Annotated in this window: 13 protein-coding genes and 1 pseudogene; 3 read left to right on the forward strand and 11 right to left on the reverse strand. The window is 50.1% G+C overall.

Annotation, left to right across the window (positions count from 1 at the left end; genetic code table 11):
• Positions 1-77: 77 nt before the first annotated feature.
• The 9 genes from BZG25_RS12425 to BZG25_RS16080 form a co-directional block, all read right to left on the reverse strand.
• Positions 78-236, reverse strand: a complete 159-nt coding sequence (locus tag BZG25_RS12425) for a YoaH family protein (RefSeq protein WP_077579155.1) — start codon at positions 234-236, stop codon at positions 78-80.
• Between the two features lie 86 nt (positions 237-322).
• Positions 323-1,453: a conjugal transfer protein TraF gene (gene traF / locus BZG25_RS12430; protein WP_046075868.1), complete on the reverse strand. Its 1,131-nt coding sequence runs from the start codon at positions 1,451-1,453 to the stop codon at positions 323-325.
• A 123-nt stretch (positions 1,454-1,576) separates the two neighbouring features.
• A complete protein-coding gene (locus BZG25_RS12435; protein WP_231637471.1) occupies positions 1,577-2,482 on the reverse strand; it encodes a DUF2861 family protein in 906 nt (301 codons plus the stop codon).
• Positions 2,479-3,144 carry a response regulator transcription factor gene (locus BZG25_RS12440; RefSeq protein WP_046075870.1) on the reverse strand — a complete coding sequence of 222 codons (666 nt, stop codon included), beginning with the start codon at positions 3,142-3,144 and terminating at the stop codon, positions 2,479-2,481. Before BZG25_RS12440 ends, BZG25_RS12435 begins: the two co-directional genes overlap by 4 nt.
• A complete protein-coding gene (locus BZG25_RS12445) occupies positions 3,116-4,555 on the reverse strand; it encodes a DUF3404 domain-containing protein (RefSeq protein ID WP_077639174.1) in 1,440 nt (479 codons plus the stop codon). Before BZG25_RS12445 ends, BZG25_RS12440 begins: the two co-directional genes overlap by 29 nt.
• Before the next feature lie 157 nt (positions 4,556-4,712).
• Positions 4,713-6,089 (reverse strand): Re/Si-specific NAD(P)(+) transhydrogenase subunit beta, encoded by a 1,377-nt coding sequence (gene pntB, locus BZG25_RS12450; RefSeq protein ID WP_046075871.1) that lies wholly within the window; start codon positions 6,087-6,089, stop codon positions 4,713-4,715.
• Positions 6,090-6,098: 9 nt separating this feature from the next.
• Positions 6,099-7,652, reverse strand: a complete 1,554-nt coding sequence (locus tag BZG25_RS12455; RefSeq protein WP_077639154.1) for a Re/Si-specific NAD(P)(+) transhydrogenase subunit alpha — start codon at positions 7,650-7,652, stop codon at positions 6,099-6,101.
• Positions 7,653-7,964: 312 nt separating this feature from the next.
• Entirely contained in the window at positions 7,965-8,246 is a 282-nt protein-coding gene (locus BZG25_RS12460; RefSeq protein ID WP_077579157.1) for an HlyU family transcriptional regulator, read from the reverse strand.
• Between the two features lie 141 nt (positions 8,247-8,387).
• Positions 8,388-8,561: a hypothetical protein gene (locus BZG25_RS16080; protein ID WP_167369760.1), complete on the reverse strand. Its 174-nt coding sequence runs from the start codon at positions 8,559-8,561 to the stop codon at positions 8,388-8,390.
• A 348-nt stretch (positions 8,562-8,909) separates the two neighbouring features.
• Between BZG25_RS16080 and BZG25_RS12465 the strand changes: the two genes are divergently transcribed.
• Complete coding sequence (locus tag BZG25_RS12465; RefSeq protein ID WP_172969897.1) at positions 8,910-9,842, forward strand: hypothetical protein; 933 nt, start codon at positions 8,910-8,912, stop codon at positions 9,840-9,842.
• A 229-nt stretch (positions 9,843-10,071) separates the two neighbouring features.
• Here the strand turns inward: BZG25_RS12465 and BZG25_RS12470 are convergent, their stop codons facing one another.
• Complete coding sequence (locus BZG25_RS12470) at positions 10,072-11,820, reverse strand: bifunctional UDP-sugar hydrolase/5'-nucleotidase (protein WP_077639155.1); 1,749 nt, start codon at positions 11,818-11,820, stop codon at positions 10,072-10,074.
• Between the two features lie 107 nt (positions 11,821-11,927).
• Between BZG25_RS12470 and BZG25_RS12475 the strand changes: the two are divergent.
• Together BZG25_RS12475 and ylqF are read left to right on the forward strand one after the other, a co-directional pair.
• Positions 11,928-12,839 (forward strand): annotated as a pseudogene (locus BZG25_RS12475) (NAD(P)-dependent oxidoreductase); the annotation flags it as partial.
• A 325-nt stretch (positions 12,840-13,164) separates the two neighbouring features.
• The gene (ylqF, locus tag BZG25_RS12480; protein WP_077579189.1) at positions 13,165-14,109 is read left to right on the forward strand and encodes a ribosome biogenesis GTPase YlqF; all 945 of its coding nucleotides are present in this window, start codon (positions 13,165-13,167) and stop codon (positions 14,107-14,109) included.
• Between the two features lie 70 nt (positions 14,110-14,179).
• On the opposite strand, the gene BZG25_RS12485 is transcribed toward ylqF, so the two are convergent.
• Entirely contained in the window at positions 14,180-15,370 is a 1,191-nt protein-coding gene (locus BZG25_RS12485; RefSeq protein WP_077579160.1) for an amino acid aminotransferase, read from the reverse strand.
• Positions 15,371-15,390 lie beyond the last annotated feature (20 nt).

Here is a 15,390-nt window from a genome sequence, read left to right on the forward strand (position 1 = left end):
CCTTTTACTGATCTCCTTTAAATAAATCAGGGATTGGCGGAATTGTAAATAAAAAGGCGATTTGTTTGCAGCTTGTCTCACTCTTCAGACGAAGATGCCTGCGCCGCTTGCGCTCTGATTTCATTAGCAACGTGCATAATGGCCTCGCCACTGCTCATCCCTTCTGCCATCAGTGCATGAATGCGCTCTGCCGCTTCTTGCTGTTGTTCATGGTTTAACGTGACGCCATCAAACATAGGGAGCTCTCTTGGTGGTAAATCGTGATCAAAAAAGGCAGGCCATTTTAGGGCCTGCCTCATCATTTGTCATCATCAATAAAGGACTAGAATGTAAATGCCAGCTGAGCCGATCCGCCATAACTGTCGCTATCAATAATACTGGCAGCAATATCGAAGTTGGCCACACCAAAGGGAGACAACCCTAAACCGAGCGTAAACGCATTGTCGACGTTATCTTCAAGATCCGCGCGATAACCGGTACGTAACTGCGCATGACCAAAGGCATCAAACTCTGCCCCAACCCGGAAAAACTGGGTGTCATCGTCCACATCCAGGGTACCTTTAAAGCCCTTTTTCTTGTTCAAATCCAAATCCGCCGCGAGGGTGACAAAGTCAGATACAAAGGCTGAACCCAGCGTGACTTGCGGCTCAAGTTCATAGGTGAAACTGTGACCGGTTCTCGCGCTAGTCACAGTATCAACATCTTGGCTAACAAGGTTTTTACCTGCAAGCCCCACCCGGTAAGGGCCGGACTGCCAGACGGCGCCAAGGTCAAGGTTAAACGTGTTTTCTTCTTCTCGGTAGCGGCTATCATCCCAATCATCCGTATCGTAATCGTCGACCGCGACACCGTAATTATAGGTGGTAATTCTCTGTAGTTTCGGCGTCACGCCCACCGCCACTCGCTGACCCGCGAGCTCGAGGTTAGTGGCCAACGCGACCCCTAACTCACCAATACCCGCGGCAATAATGGTCGCAGTTGAATTGGGGTTGGAAGTGACACCAAAATCACTGGTGTCGATATCAGGTAACACCGCGCCTTCAATCAACCCTGAGGTATAAAGGGTGGCCGAGACAGAGCCAGTAGGAATGCCGACTGCGGCACCGACGCCTGCATTGAGATACGCTTTATCGCCTTGCACCGCTCTCAATGATTGTTCAATTTGATTGGCATCATTGGTATCAAACGCATCCGCTACATCATCAAGCCCATCAACCAGCTCATCAGGGTCACGCACCTCAGCGCCAAGATAAGGCACGAGGACACCAAACGCGCTGTCAGGGTCAAGCGCCGCCAAAGCAGGATTATGAAAGCCAGCAGAGAGGTAGTCGCCCGATGCGACACCCACTCCGCCCATCGCATTGCCGCGCGCATCGGTGGGATTGGTTGCAGCCATCGCACTGGCAGAGCACGTGGCTAACGCTAGAACAAGTGCTTTCGTTTTAAAAGTCATTGAGCGGCCTCTATATTGTTTGTCTCGCTACTAAAAGCAAGAATAGAGGCAAAACCCAATGGGTGGAGAGCGTTCACTAAAACCTGTGAGCTTTATCAAACTACGACACATCTAAACGTCGTTTTACTGATTATCAGCCTCAGGCGCAATCGCCTCAAGTGAGCCGGGGTCCAAGTCCGGCAGATCAATCGCACGCCCGATGCGCTGTACTTCTTCTATCGATAACGCGCCTTGCCAGCGACGCTCAATCAAGGCAACACTGAACCAATACTGTCCATTGGGTACATCCAGCATGGGTAACTGAGTCGGGAGTCGTTTGTGCTTCTCTGCCGACCAAATCGGTGCGCCATCAGTTTGGTTTTGCGGATAAAGGTTAAGCGTCAAAAAAGGACGCTGGCAGGTTGAGTTAAAATCATCAAAAGGCGCAATGTGCCAACTGCGGGTGTCTTTCCAGCTCAGCGTTTGACGCGGCTGAGGTTGTGTCAGCAATAACCAGCTAGACCATGTCTCTCCCGCCACTGACTCAGCGGTTAACTGGTAAAGCCCTTCAGAAACCGGCTCTGATAGCCCATCTTTCACAAGGCGCCAGCGATGTTGTTGCTCTGTCGATAAATCGTCACTGATGACGGTTTCGTCCGGCCATTTTTTCAGTGTAAACGCCTCAACACCAGGCTGCGACTCTCCCGCCACTTGGACGCGGTAGTAAACGCGACTGGTAGTCTGCACCGTTTCTCGACGAATGGAGACATTATTCAGCCAATCCGGCAACGTCTGACGACTCAAACTACGGCCACAATCTTCAGTAATGGCGAGTGCCAATAACTGAGCCAGATGATCCTGACGCGACGCTGAAAGACTGGGCTGTTGCCACGCCTCAATCATCGATTCGACACTGGCCGCGGTTTTCCCCTCTAACAGGCGCTGATGGGCACTGGTTAATGCATCATTGCCATCAAACCATGCTGCATGCACACCACTTGCAGTCAAAATCGTCAGTAATGTTCCAGAAACGACCCACTTTTTCATCATGCTTTCATACGGTAGCCAACGCCACGCAAGGTTTCGATATTGACCGAAGGTAGCTTTTGCCGCAGCTGTAATATGTGCGTATCGACGGTGCGAGTTGTGGGATAATGGTTGTAGCCCCACACTTGATCCAATAGTTCATCACGCGTAAATACCCGTCCCGCATTCTTGGCCAAAAAGTGTAAAAGGTCGAACTCAGTTCGTGTCAAAGTCATCTCTTCTTCGCCACAAAATACCGCTCGGCTCGCGGTATCAATACGCACATCATTGATAATGAGGTCATCGCTCGAGACTTCCACCTCACCCACGGGATGGCGAAGATGCACACGCACGCGCGCAAGCAACTCGGCCTCCGCAAAGGGTTTGGTGATATAGTCTGTGGCGCCGGAGTCCAGGCCGCCTACACGATCGCGCACCGAGACCATGGCCGTCAGTAAAATCACAGGAATGGTTTTAAGCTTATTCCAATCCGCTAGCCACTCAATGGAGTCGCCTTCTGGCAATTGGCGATCGAGGATCACGAGATCGGCATCTCTCCATAATTCGGCCACTTTTGTCGCATTTTCTGCATATAAGCAGCGGTAGCCTGCTTGTTCCAAGCTTGCCAGTAAACCATCAGCCAGGTTGGCATCATCTTCAACCAGAAGTAACGTCGCTTGCGTCACAATGAATCTCCAAAGTAAATGTGGTGGGTGGGCCAGATAAAATTAACTTCCCCCCCATTCGCTCAATCATGGATTCTACAATCGTCAGCCCCAGTCCAAGTCCACTTTGGCTGACAAAAGGTTTACGTATATGTTTCCAGTCCTTGGCCGTGAGTTCCCCTTGATCGCGTATCGCGATCGTAAAACGATCCTCAGACACGTGAGCATGAACATCGACGGGTGCAACGCCATATTTGACCGCATTAGCAATCAAATTGTTCAACGATGTTGCTAACCAATAAACATTCGCTCGCACGGCACCATCTTGGCTTACGTGTAACGTAACTTGGTGCTCGTCGCAAATATAACCCAACCACTCTTCAACAGAAGGGATCGTCTCTTTACTGAGAGGTTTCTGGTTGGATTGTAAATAATCTTTACTTGCCTCTGCCAATTGTTTTAGGCGTCGCGAATCCTCGCAAAGCCGGCGGAACTCCTCATAAAACTCATCGGGTAAACTATCAAATTTGCGCCGAAAGCCCTCCACTGTCATGGAGAGGCTCGCAATCGGCGTGCGCAGTTCATGGGTGAGAATTTGCAACACCAGCATACGCTCTTGCATCAACCGGCGCTGCACCGTCCAACGGTTAAACGCCCAACCACCCAGTGCCACAAGGTTGATAACGATTAATGCTCCGACCAAGTAGGGCCAATAACTGGGCGCTTTTTCCTCATTCCAACAAATGTTGCCCACTCGCGCCAAACAGAAATCTTGCTCCCCACGAGGGGTGATCCTTAAATCAAACTCGGCCAGTAATGGCTGCCATTGCGAAGCTTGGTATAAATGGTAATAACTGCCAACGCGCACCCACATCTCATTCTGACTGATTAACGATTTAGCGCCGCTGTTTAAAGCATCAACGGCATTAGACTCCATCCGCTGCAATCGTCCCAACAAGCTGTCTGGTTCTGCTTGAGGCCGCTCTTGAATATGAAAAAAACGCATTAGTTCGCTGCGCCGCTCAGGAAATTGCTCTGCATATCTTGCCGCGTAACTTCCCCCACCGGGATGAATAAAGCCAGACCGAGAGAACCATGCCACCGGAAGCTGGGTGTTATTACACATCGCTCGCGTGAACACCAACGGCTCTGTCACCTTCGGATTGACGGGCCACGGGCCTTGGCATTTTTGTGCAGCTTGATAAAGGCGGCGAATATCTTTTAAAGGATAATTAGCGCTCTGCGGCAACAAGCTATCGGGGCTAAGCAGCACACGAGGGAACGCACGGTTAATACCAATCAGGTTATAGCGTGCAACGGGATCGGCAAGCAATAACTGCGCACGAAAGGCAGTCATCTGTTCCGAGAACGTGCTCGCGGCCAAGGTTGGCCAGCCAGTCAATGTAAGAATGAGTAGCAGCAGAATTCGCATGATCGCAAGCTTACCATCAATTTTTATCAAAATGTCAGTGCCGTGTAAGTTCCAAGGCCGCGCCCGGCACTCTCCGTCACGCCAAAAGACGTGGCGAAAAAAAAGAGCCAGTCGAAACTGGCTCTTTTCAGCAACGCCACCAATCAATAGACGTCATTTATAATGCTTTAAAGATCGCTTCAACGCTTTGTTTCGCGTCCCCAAATAGCATACTGCTATTGTCTTTGAAGAACAGCGGGTTTTGCACCCCGGCATAACCTGTGTTCATTGAGCGCTTAAATACCACCACATTTTTGGCGTTCCAAACCTCAAGGACCGGCATGCCAGCGATGGGACTCGATGGATCGTCCGTCGCCGCAGGGTTTACCGTATCGTTTGCACCAATGACCAAAACCGTATCTGTGTCAGGGAAGTCATCATTGATTTCATCCATCTCCAGTACAATGTCATAAGGCACTTTGGCCTCAGCCAACAAGACGTTCATGTGGCCTGGTAAACGACCCGCAACAGGGTGAATCGCAAAGCGCACCTCAATCCCCATACTCCGGAGTTTTTCTGTCACCTCGTAAACAGGGTATTGGGCTTGCGCAACCGCCATGCCATAACCCGGGGCGATGACGACGCTGTTAGACTCTTTCAGCATTTCGGCAACTTCTTCGGCTGTGCTTTCTCGATACTCACCGACTTCGTCATCACCAGAAGACGCAGTGCCATCAGAGCCAAAGCCACCGGCGATCACACTAATGAAAGAGCGGTTCATCGCTTTACACATGATGTAAGACAGAATCGCCCCCGATGAGCCCACTAGCGCGCCTGTCACAATCAAGAGATCATTTGCCAACATAAAGCCAGCTGCAGCGGCGGCCCAACCTGAATAGGAGTTCAGCATCGATACCACCACGGGCATGTCTGCACCACCGATCGAGGCCACTAGGTGATAACCAAACGCTAACGCAATCACGGTCACTATCAGCAGTGCCGCTGTTGAACCTTCTGCGTTGACAAAGCTGATTAGCAACAGGAACGAGACAACGACAGCAGCCAAGTTAAGCTTGTGGCGATGTGGCAACATCAAAGCCTTGGAAGAAATCACGCCACGTAGCTTACCAAAGGCGACAATCGAGCCGGTGAAAGTGATCGCACCGATAAAGACACCGAGGAAAATCTCGACCAAGTGGATATTAAGCATCGCGCCTGTCAGCGGCGGGTGATCGATGTAGGTATTAAAACCCACCAATACCGCAGCCAAACCCACGAAACTGTGTAGCATCGCCACCAGCTCAGGCATTTCTGTCATTTCTACGCGCTTGGCGTAATAAATACCGATCGCGCCACCAATGACCATGGCCAGAATAATCCAGCCCACACCTTGCACTTCCGGCCCCCAAATAGTGGCAACCAGAGCGATCGCCATCCCGGTAATCCCGTAATAGTTGCCTGCGCGCGCTGACTCTTGCTTTGATAGCCCAGCCAAACTGAGAATAAAACAAAGCGCAGCGACAATATACGCAGCTTGTACCAATCCTTCAGACATTCTTTCTCCTTACCCTTTACGGAACATTTCAAGCATGCGCTTTGTAACAGTAAAGCCGCCAAATATATTGATGCTGGCGATCAACACGGCAATGAAAGCAAGGAAGGTTACAAAGCCAATGCCTTGTCCTACCTGCAATAACGCCCCAACGATGATGATGCCTGAGATCGCATTGGTCACGGACATCAGCGGGGTATGCAGCGCGTGAGTAACATTCCATACCACGTAGTAGCCCACCACACAGGCCAGTACGAAAACGGTAAAGTGTGAGAGGAATTCACTGGGGGCATAGTTGGCAATCCACCCGAACGCCCCTGCGGCAGCGGCCATCAGGCCATACTTGGTCGCACGAGAGGTTTTTTTGGGTGCCGGCTTAGGAGCGGGTTCCGCTTTATGCTCTGCTTTGGGTTGCGCAGAGACTTGAATCGGTGGCGCAGGCCAGGTGACCTCGCCTTCTTTGATCACGGTAACGCCGCGCACGACCACATCATCAAAATCAATCTGGATGTTGCCGTCTTTCTCTTTGCAAAGCAGTTTGGTGAGGTTGACTAAGTTAGTCGCATAAAGCTGTGACGATTGGGTGGGCAAACGGCCGACCATATCGGTGTAACCAATCACTTTTACACCATTGGGCGTGGTGATCACTTGGTCTTTTTCCGTGTACTCACAGTTACCACCATTGGCTGCGGCGAGATCGACGATCACACTGCCCGGCTTCATGCTGTCAACCATCTCTTTGGTGATCAGCGTGGGCGCTGGCTTACCAGGGATCAGTGCGGTCGTGACGATAATGTCGACATCTTCTGCTTGCTGCGCATAAAGCTTTTCCGCCGCCTGATTAAACTCGTCAGACATTTCTTTGGCATAACCATCGCCACTGTCTGAGTTGTCTTGTTTAAAGTCGACTTCTAGAAACTCCGCGCCCATGCTCTCGACTTGTTCTTTCACTTCAGGACGAACATCAAAAGCACGGACAATCGCCCCCAAGCTACCGGCTGCGCCAATCGCCGCTAGCCCAGCAACGCCAGCCCCCGCGACAAACACTTTCGCAGGCGGTACTTTACCCGCCGCCGTGATTTGTCCGGTAAAGAAGCGGCCAAACTCATGCGCTGCTTCAACCACCGCACGATAACCGGCGATGTTCGCCATCGAACTTAGCGCATCCAATGACTGCGCACGCGAAATACGTGGGACCGCATCCATGGCCATCACATTCACGTTCTGCGCTGACAGACGTTCGAGTAATTCTTCGTTTTGAGCGGGCCAAATAAAGCTCACCAAGGTGGTGCCTGCTTGCAGCAATGCCACTTCATCTTGGCCTGTCTCTTCAATCACGCCTGGTGCATTAACTTTAAAGATGATGTCAGACTGCCAGGCAGCATCTGTATCAACAATGTTCGCCCCAGCTTGTTCGTACGCAGTGTCTTCAAAGCTTGCTTTTTCACCTGCACCCTTCTCTACTACGACGTCAAAACCGAGCTTGATAAGCTGCTCAACCGACTTAGGTGTCGCAGCTACCCTCGTTTCATTAACGAGCCTCTCTTTTGGAACACCAATCTGCATAGCTATTCCCTGAATGTTGGCTTATAAGAAATTTTTTTGGTTATCACAGGCGCTAAAACCGCGGCCTGAAATAGGTTCACTGACAAAAATAAGCATTCCAAGCGGTTTTATTCGCTTATCACGCTGTTGCGGTCTGTTGTCAGTATTTCGTGCTTAGCAACGCAACAGTGTTAACTTAACGAGTTTATTCCTTAATCACCACAGGGCGGGGATCGCCATTGGGGCATAAATGTGATCTGGGCTACACTTTATCCGAATTAATTGCTCATATTTATGCATTATTTTTGCTATCGCGCGATTCGTTGACGCCCCTCAATCAAATAGCCGATCACCGTTTTGATCAATCATCATTTTTGCTTTTGTGACCATCAAGCTGTTGGCATCTTCCTGACTTCCCAGCAAATCTGAGCGAATAAACGTATGAGTGAGTACCTTGTCATCAACCGGTTTGCAAATGCGGCCACTGACACGATATTGACCGTTTTCGGCGGTCGATTCAGGGTATATTAAATAGCCTTGGTATTCTGTGGGGGTGACTGACACCTGTGGTTGTTTGTCGCTTCCCTTGGAAAACAGTGCAGAGAACCATCCCATCTTTTGTACTCCTCAATTGATCGCATTCGTCGGCTTAGCAAGCCACTCATTTTACGTAAACATTCGAGAACGATTAAACCATAAAAAAAACGCCACATCTCGATGATGTGGCGTTTCGCGTTCTATCCGTTTTAAGTCGTCTTATCGGTTTATACCAATATCACGCTGCAAATGTGCCGGTAAGCGACTGGCATCATAAGCGGGGGCGTGTGTGCTGCTAGTGAACAGCACATCCATGGCGTGAGCGATCAGTCCTTTGATTGTTACCGCGTAAGATCGACGAGAACGGGGCATATTAACCGTTGCAGTCGTCATAAGATCCTCGCTTTGTTGTCTTAATCACTCGCCGCAAATTATAAGGGGCTGCCCCGAGATTTAAACTGATGGAAATTAAATCAATGGATTAGTTTTTCTAATCTAACATGCTTGCCGGTTAGCACGTATTCATTATGTTAAGTTGCAGTAAAATAAGCTAATCACTTACCTGACATACAAACCATCAATGAATTCAGTTTGTCTGTTTGAATTCACTGCTCGCTCCCTTATCCTGTCTGACTTTTTGTACGACAAAGCGTATTAATCATTGAAAAAGACTATTTTTCACTCGATTACTTATGTAAACCTGATAACATCGTGGTTACACATGTGACCAAGGTGTTGACCATGCTCGCGTTTCTCGCCAAACATTCAGCGTTGTGTCTTTTTATTGCCGCATTGATTGGCTTTGCCTTTCCGAGCGTCTCGTTAGCCTTATTTCCGTTTTTACCTTATGTGCTATTCGCCTTGATGCTGTTTACCCTACTTGGCATTCATCAAGGCCTATTAGTGAAAGCGTTAGCTCAATGGCAGGTCTGGGTGTACGCATTAGTTCACTCAGTGCTACTTACCGTACTCACTTGTTCTCTCGCGTGGCTACTCGGCGCGTCTGCACCTTTGTTACTTGCCATCAGTGGTATTTGCGCTACTGGATCTTTGTTTGCAACACCAGCCATCATTCGTTCTTTGGGAATGGATGCGCTCATCGCCATGGCATATACCATTGCTTCAACGTTGCTGATGCCCGTGGTCTTGTTTATTAATCTCACGGTGCTATCCGGTGACTCATTTTCACTGGACCTGCAAAGCTATGCCGTGCGATTGGTGATCTTCATTTTTGGGCCCATGCTGTTTGCCGCGCTTTTTCACGCGCTGATCAAACCAGAAAAGCTCAAACGCATTCACAGCAAACTGGCACAGTTTACGATTGTGCTGGTGTTCAGTTTTCCATTAGGGCTAGTAGGGCCATTCGGGGCAATGTGGCAAAACGACTCTGGGTATGCGTTAGAACTTTTAGCCATTTCAGTTGCAATTTGCATACTTTTTTTCATCATTGCGTATGGGCTATATCGCAAACGGGGGCGGGAGGCGAGCATGATCGCCGCCGTTTCGGCGGTCAATCGGAATGTACTGCTAACGTACACCGTTGCCGGTGCCGCGCTCGGGCCAGCATTTCTGCCATTAATCGGCGCGATACAGCTGCCAATCTATTTACAACCATTGTTAGTGCGTTGGGGAACCCGGCTCAAACAGGTTCCCCCGCAATCCGCGGATCAGTAAATGGGTTAAATGACCGGCACAAAGTAGACAATCGATGCCCAAGCCACCAACCAAAAACTGATCAAGCCGATATCAAACCAATCACGTTTTTCCATAACCCCTCACCTTTCGATAATGTGTCGATCAATTCAGGTTCACTCTATGTATCGACAATCTTGTCAAAAACTTAAACGGCAATTGTCTGCCGTAAACACCAAGCTGACTATCAATAAGCAAGGGATAGGCCAAGTTATTCACCCCAGCAGGTTTTTCTCTCACTAGACGTTCGGAGGTAACACACTAAAGGCTCAGTAGGTAGCGCTAACACTGGCTGCTGACGCGCATAGTCAATAAAGCACTCCGCCATGGATAAACCAATCGAGCGACGGTGGCCGGTTTGAATCGCATCGTATCCTTCTTTTCCTTGGGCGGTATAAGATGACGACACACCTGTGTATTGTCGCTCATTATCTATGGCTATCCAGTGATTACCGCGCTTTATCTCGAGTTGTGTTACCCGCGCCCCCATCGGCTGCCACGCTTCGTAGCGATAGCGTATATCGGCGCAATACGGAAAACTGCCTGACCCGAGGCCCGTCATGCCATTGTCTGTGGCATTGTTGATTGCGCCTTCAATCGCACGACGGATCTGTGCCCCGGTTACCTGGTAGGCGATCACGTCGATAGCAAACGGTAACAACGCGCCTGCAATTAAAGCGGCCGAGAGCGGCCCGGCGTTTAAACTGACTCTCACGCCACCCGCATTATGAATAGCAAAATCGGCTTCAATACCTTGCTCACGAGCCGCCCATAAAAAGCTTTCTGTCACCAGCGGCGCCACTTCGCTGCCGCCCTCGCTGTCAGGCACGCGCACATGACGGAGTCGTTGCGGCACATGTGTGACAACGTCACTTTCTAGTTGCGCCACATGGGGACGGTAGGTGCGCTGTAGATATTGTTTCAATGCAAGATCACTGGGTAATATCAGTACATTGTATTGTCGGTTAAGATAGCTTCTTACTGCTTGATATGAGCCTTCAGTCAATTGCTGTTCCCGCGAGGCATCCATCGCGAGACTGCGCCCGAGCAACAAGTAATTTTGACCATCAAAGGCAACTGGCCGACCGTTTTCATCGATAGATAACGTAAAGCGACCGATGGCTTGCGCATGGCAACCCGCTTGCACAATCCAGGTATCATTGACTTTATAGCCGTAGGGATCTTCTTTCGCCAAACCAAGGTTTTGAAAGTCTCCCTGCAGCACATGGGTATGTCCTCCCACAATCACATCAATCCCATTAACCGCAGCCGCTAATTCCTTGTCTTTGTCATAACCCAAGTGGCTCAATAGAATAATGGTGTTCACGCCTTGTTGACGCAAAAAAGCCACGGTGTTTTCGGCGATGCGTGTTGCAGGCAAGAAAGGAGTATCATGATCAGGGTGTGCCAATGCCGCCATTTGCTCAACCGCTAAACTGAAGATGCCCACTTTGTGTCCGGCATAGGTTTTAATGAGTGTACTCGCGCGCTCCTCCGGGGCGATGTATGGCAGTAAAGCGGGTTTCTCACTGACGCGCTTGTCCTTGTCTTTTGACTCATCCGCCACATGCCAATTCCCCGCAAGCAATGGGAATTGAATATCATCAAGAAAGTCAGCCACGGGGCCATTCCCTTGGTCAAGCTCGTGATTACCAATCGCCATCGCATCAATACCGAGTCGATTCAGCAAATCTGCATTCGCCTTACCTTTGAACAAGGAGTAATACAGAGTCCCTTGAAAGCAATCACCTGCGTGCAGAAAAAGGAATGCATGGTCATCTTGCTTAGCCTGCTCACGAAAATGTGCCACGGCTGAAGCAATGCGTGCGAACCCGCCGCTATTGGCATAAACCGGTGTCGCATTATCATCCAAGTTTAGCGAGACAGGCGTGGACTCAAAGTGAGAGTGCGTGTCGTTAATATGGGCAATCGTTAACGAGAAAGGTTGTCGTGCTGTCATAATTATCCGTGTTACAACACAAAAAAGGATGATACAAGCTTAACATTGACACATGCAAGAAAGGTTAAGTTTCTGATAAATTAACGACAACGAAACGACAAGGAAGCAAGATGACCATGCAAGTTAACGATATCAAGGTGGCCTTTATTGGCCTAGGCGTGATGGGCTTTCCAATGGCTGGGCACCTTCAGCGCCACGGCTACCCAACTTGCGTCTATAACCGCACCACCGGCAAAGCCGAAGCTTGGTGCGACACCTATTCAGGCACATATGGAATAACGCCAGCCGAAGCCGTGGCTGATGCTGACATCGTCTTTATGTGCGTGGGAAACGATGATGACGTACGCAGTGTGGTGTATGGCGATATTGGTGTGTTAGCCAATATGAAAAAAGGCAGTACGCTGGTCGATCACACCACCACCTCTGCCGAGCTAGCCCTTGAGTTGGCACAAGTATGCGAGCGTCAAGGCCTGAGCTTTCTCGATGCCCCCGTCTCAGGCGGCCAAGCCGGTGCGGAAAAAGGCGCACTCACCATCATGGTCGGTGGCAACCCGACTGTGTTCGGTGACATTGAACCAGTAATGAACGTCTATGCCAGCGCAATCCAGCATATTGGCCCGCATGGCAGTGGTCAACGCTGCAAGATGGCTAACCAAATATGTATTGCCGGCGTCTTACAAGGCTTATCCGAGGCACTCACCTTCGCGCAATCCGCTGATCTCGATATCGAAAAGATGATCAATGCCATTAAGCACGGGGCCGCAGGCTCTTGGCAAATGGAAAATCGTGCTTTGACCATGGCAGAAGACAGTTTTGATTTTGGCTTTGCGATTGATTGGATGCGTAAAGATCTGGGCTTTTGTTTAGAAGAAGCCGCCAAGTTAGGCGTTGGACTTCCCTTAACCGAGCAGGTGGATCAACAGTATAACAAGTTACAAGCGCGCGGCTATGGACGTTGCGACACCTCGGTCCTGATCAAGCAGTTTGATACAGATACCAAACCATCTTCATCGACCTGATCCAAACACGCGCCTTTCCTCGGCACCTGGGGCCGAGGAAAGGCGAAACAAGGTGTATACTAAAGTTAACCAATAAGGAGGGTTGCAATGACAGCTATCTATGTAATCTGCGCCATCGCCATGATGATTGGCCTGTTCACCTTATACGCCCCCTCTATTGAAAAATGGTGTGATAAGCAATTAAGCCCGAGAAAGAAAGATACGTAGTTAGTCACACCTGCCCCAGCTTTTCTCATCCCTCTGATTAAGTGGTATGATGCGCGCCATTCTTGCGCCACTGACTGATATCGTGTTGGCGCACTGGCATCAGCAAGGTTGTACAAACATGGTTAACAACAAAATCCAGTGGTTTCCTGGGCATATGCATAAAGCTCGTAAGGAGATCGAAGAGGTCATCCCTAAGATCGACGTGATCATCGAGGTGCTCGATGCGCGCATTCCGTTTAGTAGCGAAAATCCGCTCATCAGTACGCTGCGTGGTGAAAAGCCGGTGATCAAGGTACTTAATAAGCGCGATCTGGCCGATCCGACGATGACCGAAATGTGGATGGCTCACCTAGAAAAAGAGCAAGGCGTGTCGGCGATGGCAATCACTACCTCGCACCCGCATGAAGTCAATCAAATCATGGATCGCTGCCGCTCACTCGCCCCACACCGTGAAACCATGGGAAAAAACATTCGCTCGATGATCATGGGGATCCCCAACGTCGGCAAGTCCACCATTATTAATAGCCTTGCTGGCCGAGTGATAGCAAAAACCGGTAACCAACCCGCGGTGACGCGCCAACAACAGCGGATCAACCTGCAAAATGGTGTGGTGCTATCCGATACACCCGGGATTTTATGGCCAAAGGTTGAGAACCCACACAGCGGTTTTCGTCTCGCGGCAACCGGCGCCGTTAAAGACACGGCAATGGATTATGACGAAGTCGCCTTTTATACCGTGGAATACTTGGCGAGCGCCTATCCCGAGCGGCTTAAAGAACGCTATCAGCTTGATGTATTACCCGAAACAGACATTGAGTTAATGGAAGCGATTGGTGCCAAACGTGGTTGTTTGCGCGCGGGTGGACGGGTCGACTTGCATAAAGCCTCAGAAGTGCTGTTGCACGACTTACGCGCTGGTGCGCTGGGTGGCCTCACTTTAGAAAAACCGGATATGATTGAAACCGAGCTGGTACAGGTTGAAGAAGACAACGCCCGCCGAGAGCAAGAAAAAGCCGCTAAAAAAGAGGCCCGCCGTAAACGTTACCTCAAAAATAAGCGATGATTTAGATATAGACGAACAAAGGGGCTTAAAGCCCCTTTTTATTAAGTTTCGACCATTAGCGCCGCAGCAGTTAGCCGTTGCGTGTCACATCCACCAGCGCATCGGCCAGTCTATCAATATGACGTTCAGCCAAGCCGGCAATGTTAATCCGACTATCACCCACTGCGTACACGCCATGTCGGTCGCGTAGCTGATTCACCTGATCAACCGTTAACCCGAGGACAGAGAACATACCACGGTGGTGCTGAATAAAATCAAAATAACCATCGCCCGTACGGTCGCGCAGTGCTGCTGTCAACCCTTCACGTAACGTATTGATCCGAGTGTTCATCGCCTCAATTTCATCTCGCCACTGTTTGGTGAGGGCGTCGTCGGTGAGGATGGTTTCAACAATCGCGGCACCGTGATCAGGCGGCATGGTATAAGTGCTTCGCGCAAGCTGAAGGATACGCCCTTTCGCATTTTGCGCTTCTTGAGCAGATTTACCCACCACAATCGCTGCGCCAGTGCGCTCACGGTACAACCCAAAGCTCTTAGAGCACGAGGTGGCAATCAACATTTCCTCAACGTTGTCGGCGAGAATACGCAAACCACGCGCATCTTCCTCCACACCATCACCGAAGCCCTGGTAGGCAATATCCACAAACGGTGTAAAGCCATTACGGTTAGCAAGCTCGGTAATCGCTTCCCATTCTTTCAAGCTGATATCAGCGCCCGTGGGGTTATGGCAACAGCCATGCAGTAATACCACATCGTCCGCACCAGCTTGCGACAACGCGTTAAGCATGGCATCGGTATCCACCATTTTGGTGTCGCGATTAAAATACGGGTAGAACTTGACCGTCAGGCCTGCCGCTTCCATGACAGGTTTGTGATTCACATAGCTAGGATCGGTCAACCACACAGTGGTCACCGGCTTGGCCAGATTCATCAAATCAGCCAACATGCGCAGTGCGCCACTCGCACCTGGGGTTTGCACCGCCGCACATCGGTGGTAAGCATCGGTCCCTTTGAGCAAGAGGTCAACCATGGCTTGGTTGAAATTTTCATTACCCGCCAGCCCGACATAGGCCTTAGTTTGTTGGCTTTGTGCCAGTGATTGTTGCGCCGCTTTAACGGCGTGCATGATCGGCGTTTGACCCTGACTGTCACGGTATACGCCAATGCCCAAGTCCATTTTGTGCTCACGCGGATCATCACGATACGCCAATGACAAGGAGAGAATCGGATCCTGCTGAGCAGGCGAGAGCAGATCTAACATAGTATTACGTCCTTTTAAGC

The organism is Salinivibrio sp. ML198 (assembly GCF_001996015.1).
Taxonomy (GTDB): domain Bacteria; phylum Pseudomonadota; class Gammaproteobacteria; order Enterobacterales; family Vibrionaceae; genus Salinivibrio; species Salinivibrio siamensis.